The 15,909-nt window shown below is 74.7% G+C and carries 14 protein-coding genes; 6 read left to right on the forward strand and 8 right to left on the reverse strand.

Going from position 1 to position 15,909, the window contains the following annotated elements; genetic code table 11:
* The first annotated feature begins 160 nt into the window (after nucleotides 1–160).
* Complete coding sequence (locus tag ABZ444_RS34320; protein ID WP_358006159.1) at nucleotides 161–3,430, forward strand: glucodextranase DOMON-like domain-containing protein; 3,270 nt, start codon at nucleotides 161–163, stop codon at nucleotides 3,428–3,430.
* 47 nt (nucleotides 3,431–3,477) lie between these two features.
* Here ABZ444_RS34320 and ABZ444_RS34325 read toward each other — a convergent pair whose 3' ends face one another.
* Both ABZ444_RS34325 and ABZ444_RS34330 read right to left on the reverse strand, forming a co-directional pair.
* Nucleotides 3,478–4,167, reverse strand: a complete 690-nt coding sequence (locus ABZ444_RS34325) for a hypothetical protein (protein WP_358006162.1) — start codon at nucleotides 4,165–4,167, stop codon at nucleotides 3,478–3,480.
* 81 nt (nucleotides 4,168–4,248) lie between these two features.
* Complete coding sequence (locus tag ABZ444_RS34330) at nucleotides 4,249–5,427, reverse strand: Ig-like domain-containing protein (protein WP_358006165.1); 1,179 nt, start codon at nucleotides 5,425–5,427, stop codon at nucleotides 4,249–4,251.
* 224 nt (nucleotides 5,428–5,651) lie between these two features.
* On the opposite strand from ABZ444_RS34330, the gene ABZ444_RS34335 reads away from it, so the two are divergent.
* Nucleotides 5,652–6,563: a polysaccharide deacetylase family protein gene (locus ABZ444_RS34335; RefSeq protein ID WP_358006168.1), complete on the forward strand. Its 912-nt coding sequence runs from the start codon at nucleotides 5,652–5,654 to the stop codon at nucleotides 6,561–6,563.
* On the opposite strand, the gene ABZ444_RS34340 is transcribed toward ABZ444_RS34335, so the two are convergent.
* Both ABZ444_RS34340 and ABZ444_RS34345 read right to left on the reverse strand, forming a co-directional pair.
* The gene (locus ABZ444_RS34340) at nucleotides 6,473–6,715 is read right to left on the reverse strand and encodes a hypothetical protein (RefSeq protein WP_358006171.1); all 243 of its coding nucleotides are present in this window, start codon (nucleotides 6,713–6,715) and stop codon (nucleotides 6,473–6,475) included. The two genes, ABZ444_RS34335 and ABZ444_RS34340, sit on opposite strands and share 91 nt — an antisense overlap.
* A 151-nt stretch (nucleotides 6,716–6,866) precedes the next feature.
* Nucleotides 6,867–7,493: a hypothetical protein gene (locus tag ABZ444_RS34345; protein ID WP_358006173.1), complete on the reverse strand. Its 627-nt coding sequence runs from the start codon at nucleotides 7,491–7,493 to the stop codon at nucleotides 6,867–6,869.
* A gap of 227 nt (nucleotides 7,494–7,720) precedes the next feature.
* Here ABZ444_RS34345 and ABZ444_RS34350 point away from each other — a divergent pair, with 227 nt between their 5' ends.
* From ABZ444_RS34350 to ABZ444_RS34360, 3 genes are read left to right on the forward strand one after another with little or no spacing between them, the layout of a single operon-like run.
* A complete protein-coding gene (locus ABZ444_RS34350; protein WP_358006177.1) occupies nucleotides 7,721–9,199 on the forward strand; it encodes an aldehyde dehydrogenase in 1,479 nt (492 codons plus the stop codon).
* Nucleotides 9,196–9,930: a gamma-glutamyl-gamma-aminobutyrate hydrolase family protein gene (locus ABZ444_RS34355; protein ID WP_358006180.1), complete on the forward strand. Its 735-nt coding sequence runs from the start codon at nucleotides 9,196–9,198 to the stop codon at nucleotides 9,928–9,930. Before ABZ444_RS34350 ends, ABZ444_RS34355 begins: the two co-directional genes overlap by 4 nt.
* Complete coding sequence (locus ABZ444_RS34360) at nucleotides 9,908–10,348, forward strand: GNAT family N-acetyltransferase (protein ID WP_358006183.1); 441 nt, start codon at nucleotides 9,908–9,910, stop codon at nucleotides 10,346–10,348. Before ABZ444_RS34355 ends, ABZ444_RS34360 begins: the two co-directional genes overlap by 23 nt.
* Nucleotides 10,349–10,417: 69 nt before the next feature.
* On the opposite strand, the gene ABZ444_RS34365 is transcribed toward ABZ444_RS34360, so the two are convergent.
* The 4 genes from ABZ444_RS34365 to ABZ444_RS34380 are packed head-to-tail and all read right to left on the reverse strand — an operon-like array spanning nucleotide 10,418 to nucleotide 14,452.
* Nucleotides 10,418–11,266, reverse strand: coding sequence for a fumarylacetoacetate hydrolase family protein (locus ABZ444_RS34365; RefSeq protein ID WP_358006186.1), 849 nt, complete (start codon nucleotides 11,264–11,266; stop codon nucleotides 10,418–10,420).
* The gene (locus ABZ444_RS34370; protein ID WP_358006189.1) at nucleotides 11,259–12,167 is read right to left on the reverse strand and encodes a 3,4-dihydroxyphenylacetate 2,3-dioxygenase; all 909 of its coding nucleotides are present in this window, start codon (nucleotides 12,165–12,167) and stop codon (nucleotides 11,259–11,261) included. The genes ABZ444_RS34365 and ABZ444_RS34370 overlap by 8 nt, the downstream gene beginning before the upstream one ends.
* The gene (locus tag ABZ444_RS34375; protein ID WP_358006192.1) at nucleotides 12,160–13,620 is read right to left on the reverse strand and encodes an aldehyde dehydrogenase; all 1,461 of its coding nucleotides are present in this window, start codon (nucleotides 13,618–13,620) and stop codon (nucleotides 12,160–12,162) included. Before ABZ444_RS34375 ends, ABZ444_RS34370 begins: the two co-directional genes overlap by 8 nt.
* 25 nt (nucleotides 13,621–13,645) lie before the next feature.
* Nucleotides 13,646–14,452, reverse strand: coding sequence for an acetoacetate decarboxylase family protein (locus ABZ444_RS34380; protein WP_358006195.1), 807 nt, complete (start codon nucleotides 14,450–14,452; stop codon nucleotides 13,646–13,648).
* A gap of 127 nt (nucleotides 14,453–14,579) precedes the next feature.
* Here ABZ444_RS34380 and ABZ444_RS34385 point away from each other — a divergent pair, with 127 nt between their 5' ends.
* Nucleotides 14,580–15,905, forward strand: a complete 1,326-nt coding sequence (locus ABZ444_RS34385) for a glutamine synthetase family protein (protein ID WP_358006198.1) — start codon at nucleotides 14,580–14,582, stop codon at nucleotides 15,903–15,905.
* Nucleotides 15,906–15,909 lie beyond the last annotated feature (4 nt).

The raw sequence follows: 15,909 nt of genomic DNA on the forward strand, positions 1-15,909 counted from the left end.
CTTCGGACGGTGATCGTACCCGTAACGGGGGCCTGTTACAGGCAAACGGTCACCTCGACGTACCCAAGGTCCCTTGACCTCGGCGGGCGGTGGGCCGGGTTGACAGGGGGGTCCGGGTGGTTTTCTCTGCAACCAGGCGTGGGGGCGGAGGGGAGCGTTCATGCGTGGTCTTCGGCGGTGCTTCGTCGCCCTGGTCCTGTGCGTGCCGCCGGTCGTCCTGCCGGTCGCGCCCGCCGTCGCCGCCGGGCCCGCGCCCGCCGGGCCCGGGGCCGCCGCGCACTTCGGGCAGGCGCGCAAGGACTGCGTGGGGACGGCGGCGGGCCGGGCGTCCAAGGTCTGGTACACGGTGGCGGGCGGCGTGTTGTCCGACGTCCACGAGCCCACGATCGACAACACGAACGTCGAGACGATGCAGTTCGTCGTCACCGACGGCCGCACGTTCACCGAGGCGCAGGCCCGCGACACCACCTACCGGGTGGAGACCGGGCGTTCGGGGCTGAGCTGCACCGTCACCTCCACCAGCAGGACCGGCCGCTACCGGCTGACCACCACCTACGTCACCGACCCGGGGAGCGACGCGGTCGTCGTACGGACCCGGCTGCAGCCCCCCGGCCTGCGGCTGTACGTCCGGCTGGACGCGAGCGTGAACGGCAACGGCGGCGGCGGCCCGGCCGACGGCGGGGCCGACACCGGCGCGGTGGACGCCGCCACCGGCGCGCCCGTGATCTCCGACACCGGCACCGAGACCTCGGCGCCCGAGCGCGACTACGCGGTGCCCACCCACCTGGCTCTGCGGGCCGAACGGCGGCTGCCGCTGGCCGGCGTCGGCTACGCGGGCACGTCCGGCGACGGGCTGGCGCAGCTCGACGCCGCCCACGAGCTGACCCCCTACGACAGCGCGCCGCGCGGCAACGTCGTGGCCACCGCCCGGCTGCCGATCGACGCCTCGGGCGCGGTGACGTTCGCGCTGGGCTTCGGGCGCACCGCCGAGGCCGCGCTGCGGACGGCGGGCGCGGCGGCGGCGCGGCCGTTCGAGTCCACCCGCGCCGCGTTCGAGGCGGGCTGGGCGGCCTACGACGCCGGGCTGCGCCGGCCGCCCGCCGCCCTCGCCGACGTCTACCGGCTGTCGGCCAACGTGCTGAAGGCGAGCGAGGACAAGACCTTCCCCGGCGCGGTCGTCGCCTCGCCGGCGAGCCCGTGGGGCCAGGCGGTCGACGCGGGCGCGCTGCCCGGCGGCAGGCCGGTCTACTTCGGCTCCTATCGCGAGGTGTTCGCCCGCGACCTGTACGAGGCGTTCACCGGCTTCCTCACCGCCGGCGACCTGGCCACGGCCCGCGCCACCACCCGCTTCCTGCTGGAACGCCAGCAGCTCCCCGACGGCAGGATGCCGCGCAACTCGCTGCTCAACGGCCGGCTCGCGCCCGACTCCGGCGGCGACCAGCTCGACGAGACGGCCTACCCGATCCTCATGGCCCACCAGTCCGGGCTGGGCGGCGAGGCGGGGCTGTGGCCGCGTGTACGGGCGGCGGCCGACTTCCTGCTGGCGCGCGGGCCCGCGTACGGCGTGGAGCGGTGGGAGGAGCAGGCGGGCCACTCGCCGTCCACGATCGCGGCCGAGATCGCCGGGCTGGTCGCGGCGGGCGAGATCGCCGACCGGCAGGGCGACCGGGCCCGCGCCCGGCTGTACCGGGCCGCCGCCGACCACTTCGCACGCTCGGTCAAGGGCTGGACGGTGACCACCACCGGCCCGTACGCCCCCCGCTACTTCCTGCGCCTGTCGCGCGGCGGCGACCCCGACGCGGCCCTGTCCTACGACCTGGGCAACGGCGGCCCCAGCGAGGACCAGCGCCGGGTGGTGGACGCCGGTTTCCTGGAGCTGACCAGGCTCGGCGTCCTGCCCGCGGACGACCCGGACGTGCTGGCCTCCCTGCCGGTCGTGGACCGGGTGCTGCGGCGCACCACCGCGAGCGGCCCCGGCTGGTACCGGTACGGCTCGGACACGCCGGGCACCGAGGACGGCTACGGCGACTGCCACGAGCCCGACCCGACCTCGTGCGCGCCGTCCGGCAGGCCGTGGCCGACCGGGAACACCGGGTCGGGCCACGTGTGGCCGGTGCTGGCCGGGGAGCGGGCCGAGCAGGCGCTCCAGAGCGGCGACCAGGCCGCGGCGGCGGCGCTGCTGGCGGCCATGCGGGCGATGTCGTCGGGCACGGGGCTGGTGCCCGAGCAGGCGTGGGAGAACCCCGGCCTGGCCGCCGCGCCGTACGGGAGCGACCCGGCGACCGCCTCGATCGGGTTCCGCGACGGCGGTCCGGCGGGCTCGGCGTCCCCGCTGACCTGGGCGCAGGCGCAGCTGGTACGGCTCGTCCTGTCGCTGGGCGCCCGCCGTCCGGCCGAGCAGCCGGAGGCCGTCCGCGAGCGGTACGCCGCGCACGGCATGCCGGGCACCACCCCGCTCACCGTCACCGCCCCCTCCGACGGCGCGACCGCCGAAGGCGCCTCGGTCTCCGTCGAGGGGACGGCCGCGCCGGGCGCGCTCGTGGACGTCGAGGCCGCGCCCGTCGACCTCGGGACGCCCGCACGGGTCGTCTCGGTGCGCGCCGGGCCCGACGGGGCGTTCACGGCGCGGGCGCCGGTCGCGTTCGGCGAGGTGGTGCTCACCGTCGCCGCGACCGCGGGCGGCCGCACCGCGTACGCCCGGCGCTCGGTCGTCGGCGACGTCGTCGGGGGCACCACCGTGCTCGACGTGGCCGACCCCGAGGGCGACGACGACGGCCCTGGGACCTACGCCTACCCGACGGCGGCCGACTTCCGTCCCGGCGCGTTCGACCTGCGGCGGTTCCAGGTGATCACCGACGCGACCACCGTCTACCTGCGGGCCGGGCTGCGCGACCTGACCCCCACGTTCGGCAGCCCGATGGGCGCGCAGCTGCTCGACGTCTACGTCCGCGACCCGGCCGCCGCCGGGTGGTCGGCGCAGGCCGCGTTCCCGCAGCGCAACTACCGCATCGCCGAGGAGGACGCCTGGTCGCAGCGCGTCGAGGCGCAGGGTTTCGCCGCGCCGGTGCTGGCCGGCGCGGACGGGCGCGGGCGCGGCGGCGCGGCGCTCCGCGTGTCCGGCGCCACCAGGACGATCACCGTCGCGCTGCCCCGGTCGACCTTCGGCACGCCGGGGCCCGGCTGGCGGTTCGCGGTCGTCCTGACCGGCCAGGACGGCTACGCCGCCGACCGGGCCAGGGGGTTCGCCGCGACGCCGGAGCCGTACCGGTTCGGGGTGTGCCCGCAGGGCGGCGGCGCGCCCCTGTGCGCGGCCGACCCCGGCACGGTGCCCAAGGCTCTGGACGTGCTCACCCCCGACGGGGTCTCCCAGGCCGACGAGCTGAACCCGCTGCTCGGCCCGGTCACGCTCCGCGCGGTCACCGTGCCCTGACCGGCTGCTCGGCGTGCGGGCGGCCCGGTGGCCGGACCGCCCGGTGGTCAGGCGAAGCGTTCGATGGTGACCGGGATCAGGCCCTGCCCGCGGATCGCCTGCCGGTGGTGGTGGAGCAGCGCGCCGATGGCGGCCAGCGGGCCGGCGCTCAGGCGTACGGTGACGTCCAGGCACCAGGCGATGCCTGGGCCGATGCGCCGCAGCTCCCAGGTGAAGGTGTGTCCGTCGGCGGTCGCCGTGGCGGTGCCGGCGATCCTGGCCCGCGGGTTCTCCCGCGGCGGCTCCAGGCGCAGGACCGTGCTCACGTTCGCCAGGCCGCGCTCCCCGAGCTCGCCCGCGAACAGGATGCGGTAGCGCCGGGTCTGCGCCGAACGGGAGCCGCCCAGGTCGAGCGGGGCCGCGGCGGGGAGCGCCTGGCGGTACCGGAAGAAGGCCCGCAGCTCGGCCTCCTCCGGCAGCGCGCCGCCGCCGAGCATCGAGTAGGTCTCGCGGGCGTCGCGCCTGGTCACGGGCAGCACCCGGTCGCGCAGCGCGGGGTCGGCGCGGATGGCCCGGCTTGATCCGGGCGACTCGCGCCACTCGCCGCACTCGGCGGTCCATTCCGCGCAGTCGATGCCCGCGGCGGTGTAGTCGTCGCAGAGCACGAACTCCTCGACCAGGATGCCCAGGGGAAGTGTTCCGCGGCCACGGCCGGCGGCGTAGATCAGGTAGTAGTCCAGGGGTACGTCGGCGTCCATTGGCGACATGATCGTGGTGCGGGCCTCCGCGGGCAAGGCGACATTCTGATGTTCTCGCAGGTCCTGCCGTCAGATGACGGTCTAGCCGGTTACCGGCTTGCCCGTGGCGCTGCCGGCGAGCCATTCCGCCCACGACTTGGCCCACGGGGTCGGCCCGTTGCCGAACCGGAGCTTGCGCGAGGTGCCCTTGACCTGGATGACGTCGCCACGCTGGGTGAAGTCGTAGAACCAGCGGGCGTCGGCCGGGCTCGCGTTGACGCAGCCGTGGCTGACGTTGGAGTTGCCCTGCGCGCCCGTCGACCAGGGCGCGGCGTGGAAGAAGGTGCCGCTGTAGGTCATCCGGACGTTCCACTTGGTCTTGATCCGGTACTCGCCCGGTTCCCCGATGGTGGCCGAGTCCATGACGGTCTCCGCGGCCTTCTCCTGGGCGATCATGGTGCCGGAGTAGCTGTCGTCGCCGGGTTTGCCCAGGCTGACGGGGATCGTCCGGACGACCTTGCCGTCCGCGGTGACGACGGCCCGGTGGCGGTCGGCGTCCACCTTGGTGACGTGCCGGGGGCCGACGGTGAAGGACAGGCTGCGGTCCCTGGTCCCCCACAGGTCCTCGCCCGCGCGCAGCCCGGCCAGGTGGGCGACGACCTTGACCTGCTCCCCCACCGGCCAGTACTCGCGCGGCCTGAACTGCACCTCGCGGTCGCTCACCCAGCTCCACGCGCCCTCGACCGGCTCGGACATCTCCACGACCAGCGAGCGCTCGACCGCCGCGCGGGCCTGCCGGGAGGTGACCGGGTGGGACAGCAGGAGCTGGACCGGCATCCCGACGCCGACCTTCTCGCCGTCCAGCGGCGACATGCCGCTCTGCAGGGCCCGCCTGGGCTTGAGCGTGGTGAAGGACGACCGGCCGGTGACGGCCTTGCCGTCGGTGCCCGTGGCCTGCGCGCTCACCGTGTACGACGTCGCCGGCCGCAGCGGCCACCGCGGCCGCCAGGTGCCGTCGGCCGCCGTCGAGCCGGTCACCTGGCGGCCCTTGGCGTCGGCGACGGTCACCTTGGTGACCTTTCCGCCGGTGACCCGCACGCTGATCCCGGTGTCGGGGGCGACCTTCCTGGTGCCGTCCGCCGGGGTGATCGCGAGCCTGGCCACCGGGCCCTCGGCCTGCCGCGGGCCGCCCGCCGGCTGGGCGCCGCCGCCGCCGGAGGCGCATCCGGCGAGCAGGAGCCCCGCGAGGGCGAGCGTCGTGCTGGTCCGGCCGTTCCGCATCCTCGATGCCTCCCGTGCCTGACAAGGCGTCATTTTCTTCATCGAACGGTCTGTGCTGTCACGTGCGGACACTTCTGCCCATTGAGCATGGGAGAAACCTTCATCCGCGGATGAACGCTCTTGCGAACCTTGCGGGCGGATCTGGTGTCCAACTCTCTGGAACGGTCCTTCTGGGCCGGTCTCAGGGGATGACGCACCGGGGGCGGTGCATGAGGGGGAACGTCATGAACGGCGGCATGAAGCGGTACCTGTCCGGTATCGGGATGACCGCGGCGACACTGGCCGTCACGACCGCGCTCACGGGGGCCACCCCCGCCCGCCCCACGCCCTCCCCCACCCACCCGGCGCCGTCGGCCTCCCCCGAGCCGAAGCCCGACCACAAGCCGGGCCAGAAGCCCGACCACAAGCCCAGCCAGGAACCGGACCGCAAGCACGACCACAGGCCCGACGGGACCGGGCCGTCGGCCCAGCCGACCGAACCCGCCGAGCCCGCCGAGCCCCCCGTGGGCCCGGACGAGCCCGACTGCCGCAAGGTCAAGTGCGTGGCGCTCACGTTCGACGACGGCCCTGGGCCCTACACCGGGACGCTGCTGCGCCACCTGGCGAAGTACCGGGCCCACGCCACGTTCTTCGTCGTCGGCCGGAACGTCGGCGCCCACCCCGACGTGGTGCGCCGCACGGTCGAGGCGGGACACGAGCTGGGCAACCACACCTGGTCCCACCCCGACCTGACCAGGCTGTCGCCGGCCGCGATCAGGTCCCAGCTCGCCCGCACCGACCAGGCCGTGAAATCCGCCGCGGGCGTCGTGCCCGGCCTGGTGCGCCCCCCGTACGGCGCGACGGACCGCGACGTGCGGCGGCAGGCGCACCGGCCGCTGGTCCTGTGGAGCGTGGACACCCTCGACTGGCGGTACCGCGACAGCGCCAGGGTGGCCCGCGTCTCGCTCAAGCGGGTCCGCCCCGGCAGCGTCATCCTGTTCCACGACATCCACCCGACCACGGTCAAGGCCGTGCCGCGGGTGCTGAAGGGCCTGTCCGCCCGCGGCTACCGCTTCGTCACGGTCAGCGAGCTGTTCGGCGGCCGGCCGCCGAAGGTCGTCCACAACGCGCGCCGGCTCTCCGGCGGCCCCAGGTAGCCGGGCAGGCGCCCGCCGGTGTCCACCACGAGCACGACGGTCGGGTCCACCATCCAGAACGTCAGCGCGTGCCTGCCCGGTGCCGTGACCGTGTGCACGGTCGTGGTCTCGTTGACGTTGTCGGAGGTGTTGCGCTCACACGGGCGGTTCATGGTCGTGTCGTTCGCGCCGTCACGGCCGTGACGTTCACCGTCCGGCGGCATGCGGATGGCAGAACGAACGCCCCCCGGTCAACGACCGGGTGAACCCCTGAGCCACCGCACCGTCCCGCCCAGTCGGGCCCCGGCCTCCCGGCCGTCGGGATCACTCCTCGGCGGTCTCCTCGTAGCCGATCGCGGCGTCCGCCGCGTCGCCGCCCGACTCGCGGGCCCGGTAGCTGTCGCCGCCGTAGAACCTGAAGGCGCCGTTGTCGGCCCGTTCGCCGACGGGCGGCACGCGGCCGTCGATGGCGACGTAGTACCAGCCGTAGCCGGCCTGCCGGTCCTCGCAGAAGTTGTTGACCACGCGCTGCCGGGAGGGCTTCCTGACGCACACCTCGACCCATTCCGAGGGCGTCTCGATGGCGGCCTCGGCGCCGGGGCCGCCCTGCGGCGACGCCTTGGTGAGCTCGTCGCCCCCGGGGTCCTCGTACGTGCCGCCGTCGGCCCGCTTGCCCACCGCGGGGACGATGTCGTCGCCGGCGTAGAAGTACCAGGCGTAGCCCCGGCGCTCGTCCTCGCACGGGCGGTAGTCGGCCCTGGTCTGTGTGCCGGTGTCCACGCAGACGGCGATCCGGGCGGACTCGTCCCGCGCCGCGGCGTCGGACCCGCCGTCGGGCTCGTCTTCGATGACCTCTTCGGTCTCCTCCGGCGCCACCGGCTGACCGGTGTCGGCAACCGTGCAGCCGGCGGTCAGGACGGCGACGAGCGCGAGGCAGGCGAGTCGTAACAAGGATCCTCCACGGACTCAGGGTTACGACCGGCCAACGAGCGGGCCACGGGGCCCGGTTCCCGGCCCGCGCCGGCAGGCCATTGACTGCCAATCGTTTGGGACCGTACATTTTCGGAGCACCCGTCCGCGACAGAAGGGCCGACGATGCCGGTCAACGGCGACATGCCGATGCTCGTCCAGACGTTCGCCACCGAACAACAGGTGGCCGACTGCGAGCGGGGCGCGTCGTGACCCACGAGGAATGGCTGAGCCGGGCCGCGGCGGTCACGCCGCCGTCCGCGCACCACATCGACGGCGCCGACGAGCCCGGCGGCGCGTCCTTCGCTGTGCGCTCGCCGCGCGACGGCCGGGTGCTGGCCGAGGTGGCCGACGGCGGCGAGGCGGAGGTCGGGCTCGCCGTGTCGGCCGCGCGGCGGGCGTTCGACTCCGGCCCGTGGCCGCGGATGGCGCCCGCCGAGCGCGGGCGGGCGCTGGTGCGGCTGGCGTCCCTGATCGAGGAGCGGCGCGAGCGCCTGGCGCTGCTCGTCAGCCTGGAGATGGGCAAGCCGATCACCGACGCGCACGACATCGAGCTGCGCGCCGCGATCACCACCTTCCGCTGGTACGGCGAGCTGGCCGGCAAGCTGGCCGACGAGGCCCCGCACGTGCCCGCCGACGCCCTCGCCCTGGTCACCCGCGAGCCCGCCGGGGTCGTCGGCGCGGTCGTGCCGTGGAACTTCCCGCTCACGCTGGCCTCGTGGAAGGTGGCCCCCGCCCTGGCCGCGGGGTGCACGGTCGTGCTGAAGCCGTCGGAGCTGTCGCCGCTGTCGGCCCTGGAGCTGGGGCGGCTGGCCACCGAGGCCGGGCTGCCGCCGGGCGTGCTCAATGTGGTCGCCGGCGACGGCCCCACCGCCGGGCGGGCGCTCGGCCGGCACCCCGGCGTGGACGTGCTGGCCTTCACCGGTTCCACCGCCGTCGGGCGGCACTTCCTGCGCTACTCGGCCGACTCCAACCTCAAGCGGGTGTGGCTGGAGCTGGGCGGCAAGTCGCCCAACATCATCCTTCCCGACGCCCCCGACCTGGAGGCCGCCGCGGCCACCGCCGCCTGGGGCATCTTCTTCAACCAGGGCGAGATGTGCACCGCGCCGTCCCGCCTGCTGGTCCACCGGTCGGTCGCCGAACGGGTGACGGAGGCCGTGGTCGCCCGCGCCCGCGCGCTGCGCGTCGGCGACCCGCTCGACCCGGCCACGGAGATGGGCGCCCTGGTCGGCGAGGCCCACCTGGACCGGGTGCGCGGCCACGTCGAGGCCGGTCTCGCCGAGGGCGCGCGGCTGCGTACGGGCGGCGGCCGGATCCTGGCCGGCACCGGCGGCGCCTACCTCGAACCCACCGTCTTCGACCGGGTGGACCCCGGCTCCCGGCTGGCCAGGGAGGAGATCTTCGGCCCGGTGCTGTCCGTGCTGGCCTTCGACGACGTCGAGGAGGCCGTCCGCCTGGCCAACGACACCGAGTACGGTCTCGCGGCCGGCCTGTGGACCTCCGACCTGGGCACCGCGCACCGCGTGGCCCGCGCGCTGAGGGCGGGCACCGTCTGGGTCAACTGCTACGAGGAGGGCGACCTGACCGTGCCCTTCGGCGGCATGCGGCAGTCGGGCAACGGCCGCGACAAGTCGGCGCACGCGCTGGAGAAGTACACCGAGCTCAAGACCACCTGGATCCGGCTGTGAGACCCCTGATCGCGATCCCCGCCCGCTTCTCCGCCACCGCCTCGGCCCTGCGCCACACCGCCGAGGTGAGCGCCCGCGCCCTGGTGGAGGCCGTGTGGCGGGCGGGCGGCGAGCCGGCCACGATCCATCCAGCGAACACGGACGGCGCGGACGACGTGGCGGGCCGGATGGCCAGGTTCGACGGCCTGCTCCTGCCCGGCGGCGGCGACGTGGCCCCCCACCGCTACGGCGCCCCCGACACCCACGAGGACGTCTACGACGTCGACGACGGCCAGGACGCCTTCGACCTGGCCCTGGCCCGCCACGCCCTGGCCGCCGGGCTGCCCACGCTGGCGATCTGCCGCGGCCTCCAGGTCGTCAACGTGGCCCTCGGCGGCACGCTGGAGCAGGACATGGGCGGCCCTGAGGGCGGCCACCGGCACGTCGTGCACCCGGTGTCGCTGCGCCCCGGCACCCTGCTGGAACGCGCGGCCGGGACGGCGAAGGTGGAGGCGTCCTGCTTCCACCACCAGCGCGTCGAGCGGCTCGGCGACGGCCTGTCCCCCGCCGCCCACGCCGCCGACGGCACGGTGGAGGCCCTTGAGCACGACGGCGCGCCCGGCTGGTTCACCGCCGTGCAGTGGCATCCCGAGGACACCGCCCATCGCGACCCGGCCCAGCAGGCCCTGTTCGACGCGCTCGTCCGCGAGTCGGGGCATCATGGCTGTCATGATCCGCGCCGCCGTCCCTGACGACCTGCCCGCACTCCACGACCTCGCCGTCGCCTTCTACGCCGAGGACGGCTTCACCACCCCGGCGCAGACGCTGAGGACCAACCTCGCCAGGCTGATCGCCGCGCCCGACGTCCGGGTCGCGGTGAGCGAGAGCGAGGGCCGGCTGGTCGCGTTCGGCATCACCACGACCACGTTCGGGCTGGAGCAGGGGCTGTACGCCGAGCTGGAGGACCTGTTCGTCGCGCCGGAGGCGCGGCGGCGGGGCGAGGCGGAGCGGCTGATCGAGGACAGCCGCCGGTGGGCCGCCGGCCTGGGCTGCACGACCCTGGAGATCGTGATCGCCCCGAACGGCGCCGACGTGAGCCACCTGTTCGCCTACTACGGCAAGCGCGGCTTCCGCGACGAGGGCCGCCGCATCCTCAACCACCCCCTCTGAGCGCCAGGGGGCGGCGGGCCGCCGCCCCCTGCGGCTCACGAGCGGCGCGGCCGGGCGGGCGCCCCGGAGCTACGAGCGCTGCGGCGGGCGGACGCCGCGGAACTCCCAGTCGCCGCCGAGCGCGGTCGAGCGCACCTCCTCCGACTCCGTCGGCTGCGCGCCGACGTCGGAGCGGATCGGCACCGGCCCGGTCACCACGTGGTTGGCCAGCCGGCCGAGCCCTTCTGCCTCGACCTCGACCACGTCCCCCGGCCGGACGGGCCGCGAGCCCGCCGGGGTGCCCGACAGCAGCACGTCGCCGGGGAAGAGGGTGATCGTCCGGGCGATGTCGGCGACCAGGTAGTGCATGTCCCACGTCATCTCGTCGGTGTTGCCGTCCTGGACGACCTCGCCGTTGACGTACGTGCGCAGGCGTTTGCCGCGGAAGTCCCAGCCGGTCACCAGGCCGGGGCCGAGCGGGCAGAGGGTGTCGGAGCCCTTGACGCGCAGCATCGAACCGGCGTCGGTGTCGCGGAAGTCGTGCAGCCCGAAGTCGTTGGCCACGGTGTAGCCCGCGATGTGCGCGCCGGCCTCGGAGGGGGCGATGTTGCGGCAGGTCCGGCCGATGACGATGGCGATCTCGCCCTCGTAGTTGAGCCACTTGCAGCCCTCGGGCCGCACGACCGCGCCCCGGTGGGAGTTGAGCGAGGAGGTGGGCTTGTGGAAGTAGGTCGGCGCGTCCGGCAGCCGGGTCCGGAACTCCTCGACCCGGCTGCGGTGGTTGAGGTGCACCGCGATGATCTTCGTGGGGACGACCGGCGGCAGGTGCGCGGCCTCCTCGGCGCCGATCCGGCGGCCGTCCGCGGCGACGAGCTCGTCCCCGTCGCGGACGGTCTCGGTGACGGCGCCGTCCAGCAGGACGCGGCGGTACTCAGGCATGGGCGTTCTCCTGTCGGGGGGCGGTCCAGCCGCCGGCCGGGCGGTCGAACCAGAGCAGGGCCTGGCCGGTGCCGACGGAGTTCTCGTACTCGCCGTACTGGCGGGCGGGGGCCGTGCAGCGCTCCTCGCCGAGGGCGCCGGCCAGCATGACGTAGTGGTGGAAGCGGGCCTCGGGCTTGTACGTCCGGAACTCCGGCATCGTGCGCAGGACCTCGTCGTGCCGGCCCTGCCGGAACCATTCGATGCGCCGCAGGTCGGCGGCGCGGGCCTCGGGGGTGAAGACGTGGCGCGGGTCGCTGGACTCGTGGTCGCGCAGCTCGCGCAGCGGCCAGAAGGTGTGCGACAGCGCGCCGGAGGCGATCACCAGCACCCGGCGGTCGGTGGCCGCGACGCCGTCGGCCAGCGCGCGGCCGAGCCGCAGGTGGTCCTCCATGTCGCCGGTCTGGCAGACGCCGATGCTCACCCAGCGTTTGCCGGGCAGGCCCTCGCCGAGGTACTTCCACAGGTTGGTGGTGGCGTAGTAGATCGGCAGGTGGCCGTCGTCGATGGGGGTGATCCAGGTGCCGTGGCGGTCGGCGAAGGAGGCCACGTTGCGGGCCAGCTCGGGGTCGCCGGGGAAGTCGTACGGCATCCGGCACATGCCGCGCGGCAGCTCCTCGGAGGTGTACAGCCCGGCCCGGCGCGCCTGGGCGGTGACCACGAACTCGACCGTGGTGGCCCAGTGGGAGTCCAGCACCACGACGGTGTCGTAGTCGTCGCGCTCGAAGACGTCCCGGCGCAGCTCGCGCAGGCCGGTGACCAGGGTGATCTCCTTGCCCTCGTTCAGCTCCAGCCGGGTGCGTTCGGGCAGCACGATGGTGGGGACGTGCGCGAGCAGGCCCGCCCCGACGATCTCACCCATGGTCGCTCCAGCCCTTCGGCGCGGTGACGGTGTTCTTCAGGTCGCAGTAGAAGTCGAAGCTCCAGGTGCCGCCCTCGCGGCCGACGCCGGACTCGCGGGAGCCGCCGAAGGGCGCGCGCAGGTCGCGCACGAAGAAGCAGTTGACCCAGACCGTGCCCGCGACCAGCCGCCCGGTGACCCGGCGGGCGCGCTCGCGGTCGCCGGTCGCGACGGTGGCGGCCAGGCCGAAGCGGGTGTCGTTGGCCAGCCGGACGGCCTCCTCCTCGGTGTCGAACGTCTGCAGCGTGAGCACCGGGCCGAAGACCTCCTCCTGGACGATCTCGCTGTCCTGGGCCACGTCGGTGAGCAGGGTGGGCCGGTAGTACAGGCCGTCCCCGCGCTCGCCGCCGATGACGGCGCGCGCCCCGGCCGCGAGGGCCCGCCGGACGAACCCGTCGATCTTCTCCACCTGGCGCGGGTGGATGTTGGGGCCGACGTCGGTGGCCTCCTCCCGCGGGTCGCCCTGGACCAGGGCCGCGGCGCGCTCGGTGAAGCGGCGGGTGAACTCCTCGGCGATCGGCGCCTCGACCAGCAGCCGGGTGGCGGCCAGGCACACCTGCCCGGCGTTGTCGTACTGCTCGACGGCCAGGTCCACGGCGAGGTCGAGGTCGGCGTCGGCGAAGACCAGCAGCGGCGACTTGCCGCCCAGCTCCAGGCTAAGCGGGGTGAGGTTGGCGGCGGCCGAACGGGCGATGCGGCGCGCGGTCGGCACCGAGCCGGTGAAGCTGACGCGGCGCACGCCGTGGTGCTCCACCAGGGCCTGCCCGGCCTCCGCGCCGAACCCCTGGACGACGTTGAGCACGCCGTCCGGCAGCCCGGCCGCGGCGGCGACGTCGGCCAGCAGGGAGGCGGTGAGCGGCGACCACTCGGCGGGCTTGAGCACCACCGTGTTCCCGGCGGCGAGCGCCGGGGCGATCTTCCAGGTGGCCAGCATGAGGGGCGCGTTCCACGGCGTGATCAGGGCGCAGGGGCCGGCCGGGTCCCAGGAGACGTGGTTGGCGTGGCCGCGGGTGTCGAAGTCGTCGTGGCCGAGGCCCTCCAGCCAGTCGGCGAAGAAGCGGAAGTTGTGCGCGACGCGGGGCATGACGCCACGGCGGTGTGAGCGCAGCAGGGCGCCGTTGTCGCGGGTCTCGACGGCGGCCAGCTCCTCCAGCCGCTTCTCGACGCCCTCGGCGATCGCCCGCAGCACGGCGGCCCGGCCGGCGCGCGGGGTGGCGGCCCAGCCGGGGAAGGCGTCCTGGGCGGCGGTGACGGCGGCGTGCACCTCGGCGGGGCCGCCGCGGGCGATCTCCCCGAGCGCGGTGCCGTCGATGGGCGAGAGGTCGGTGAACGTGCGCGCAGAGGCGACGCGCCGGCCGCCGATCCAGTGGCGGGTGTCGACGGTGACCCCGGCGACGGTGATCTGTTCGGACATGTCGGGTGCTTCCAATCTCAAGGGGCTAGTGCGCGCCGGAGGTGCCGGACTCCAGCAGCGTGCCGCCGTCCCACACCACGCCGACCTGGCGGAAGTAGGCGCCGATGGGCTCGCGGACGGCCAGCCGGGACAGCTCCTCGGTGGGGGCGTCGAACAGCTCCAGCTCGGCGTCGCCGGCCCACGCCTGGCCGGCCTCGAAGGCGGCGGCGCCGGACTCGACCAGCTCGTCGAGCGCCAGCCCGCCGCCCTTGCCGATGGCGGGCAGCCAGCGGTGGTGGGCCATGGGATGGCCGTTGACGAACCCGTTGTGCGGCGACGGCTCGCGCAGGGTCACCACGGCCTGGGCCAGGCGGCGGTCGGCGGCGGCCAGCGTCGCGCCGAACCGGGCGCCCGCCTCGATGCGCGGCGCGGGGCCGTACGGGTGCGGCCTGGTCTGGTGGATCGACCCCAGCTTCTTCGGATAGCCCTGGTGCAGCCCCCTGGCGACGGCGAAGTCCTTGTCCACCCAGATGTAGACGCACCTGGAGTAGGTCCGCCCCCGGTAGGAGCACCGGACGACGGCGAACGCCTCCTTGTACTGCGAGCGCACCGGGTCCAGCAGCTCCTCGCGGGAGCCGGCGCAGGACTGCCAGTCGGCCCAGATGAGCGCGACCGCGCCCGGGTCCTCCGCGGCCAGCTCCAGCGGCTCTGGCAGCAGCTCACGCACCCGGCCGGGGTCGGTGCGGTACTCGATCGTGAGCAGGTCGCCGGAGTAGTGCCACGGCGGCTCCGGGACGAGGGACGAGCGGCCCGTGGCCGTCTTGGGGTGGAAGTAGCCGCGGACGCCGGCCAAGATGGTCCTCCTGGAACTCGTTTGGTTCCAAATAAAATATGAACATCCAGGCCGATCGGTCAACAGCCCTTGCGGCAGCCAATACGAGCCCGTTACGTTTGGCGTCAAACGACCCTAGGAGAGACCGGTGCAGCAGCACATCGACCGCCTGACCGAGCGGGGCGTCGACGTGGTCCGCGTGACCTACCCCGACCTGACCGGGACCGACCGCGCCCGCGACGTCCTGCTGGAGGCGCTGCCCGACGCCCTCGGTCACGGCCTCGCCTTCTGCCGCGCCGTCTACCACTCCACCCCGCGCGGCGGCACCGCCGACATCAGCGGCGGCCTGGACGCGGGGCTGCCCGACATCGCCGTCATACCCGACCTGGCCACGCTCGCCCCGCTGCCGTGGGAGCCCGGCGTCGCCTGGTGCCACGGCGACGTCGTCGACCCCGCCACCGGCGCCCCGGCCCCCGAGTCGCCCCGCGACCTGCTGCGCGCCGTCCTGGCCCGGTGCGCCGAGCAGGGCCTGCGCCCGGTCGTCGGGCCCGAGCTGGAGTACTTCCTGTGCGACCCGGCCCCCGCGGGCGGCTGGCAGCGCTACGCCGAGGCCACCGGCAATGTCTACACCGCCGGCCGCCGCGGCGACCCCGACGGCCACCTCACCCGCACCCTGCGGCACCTGCGCGACCTCGGCCTGCGCGTCTCGGCGGGCAACCACGAGTTCAGCAGCGGCCAGTTCGAGATCAACCTGCGGCACTCCGAGGCGCTCGACGCGGCCGACCGGGCCTTCTGGTTCAAGGCGGCGGTCAAGGAGCTGGCGCGGGTGGAGGGCAGGCTGGCGACGTTCATGGCCAAGCCGTTCAACGACGAGGGCGGGTCGGGCTTCCACCTGCACCTGTCGTGCCTGGGCGAGGACGGCGGCAACGCCTTCGACGACCCGGCCGCGCCGTACGGGCTGTCGGCGACCGCGCGGCACGCCATCGCGGGCGTGCTGGCCCACGCCCCCGCGCTGGCGGCGCTGGCCAACCCGACAATCAACTCCTACAAGCGGTTCGGCCCCGACACGCTGGCCCCCTGGCTCGTCGACTGGGGGCTCGACAACCGCAGCGCGATGCTCCGCGTCCCGCCGGAGCGCGGCGCGGGCGCCCGCTTCGAGCTGCGGCTCGGTGACGCCAGCGCCAACCCGTACCTGCTGGTCGCCGGGACCGCGGCCGCCGCGCTGCTGGGGGTGCGGGCCGCCGAGGAGCCGCCCGCGCCGCTCGTCGGGTACGGCTACGACGCCTCCAAGGCCCCGGTGCTGCCGATGACCCTGCCCGAGTCCCTGGACGCCCTGGAGGCCGACGGCGAGCTCACCGAACTGCTCGGCAAGGACTTCACCGCCGCCTTCCTGGCCTACAAGCGCGACGAGGTCGCCCGCTTCCAGCGGCACGTCACCGACTGGGAGTTCGGCGAGTACGCCTACCACCTGTGACCCG

Origin of the sequence: Nonomuraea sp. NPDC005730 (assembly GCF_040630865.1) — a bacterium.
Lineage (GTDB): Bacteria > Actinomycetota > Actinomycetes > Streptosporangiales > Streptosporangiaceae > Nonomuraea.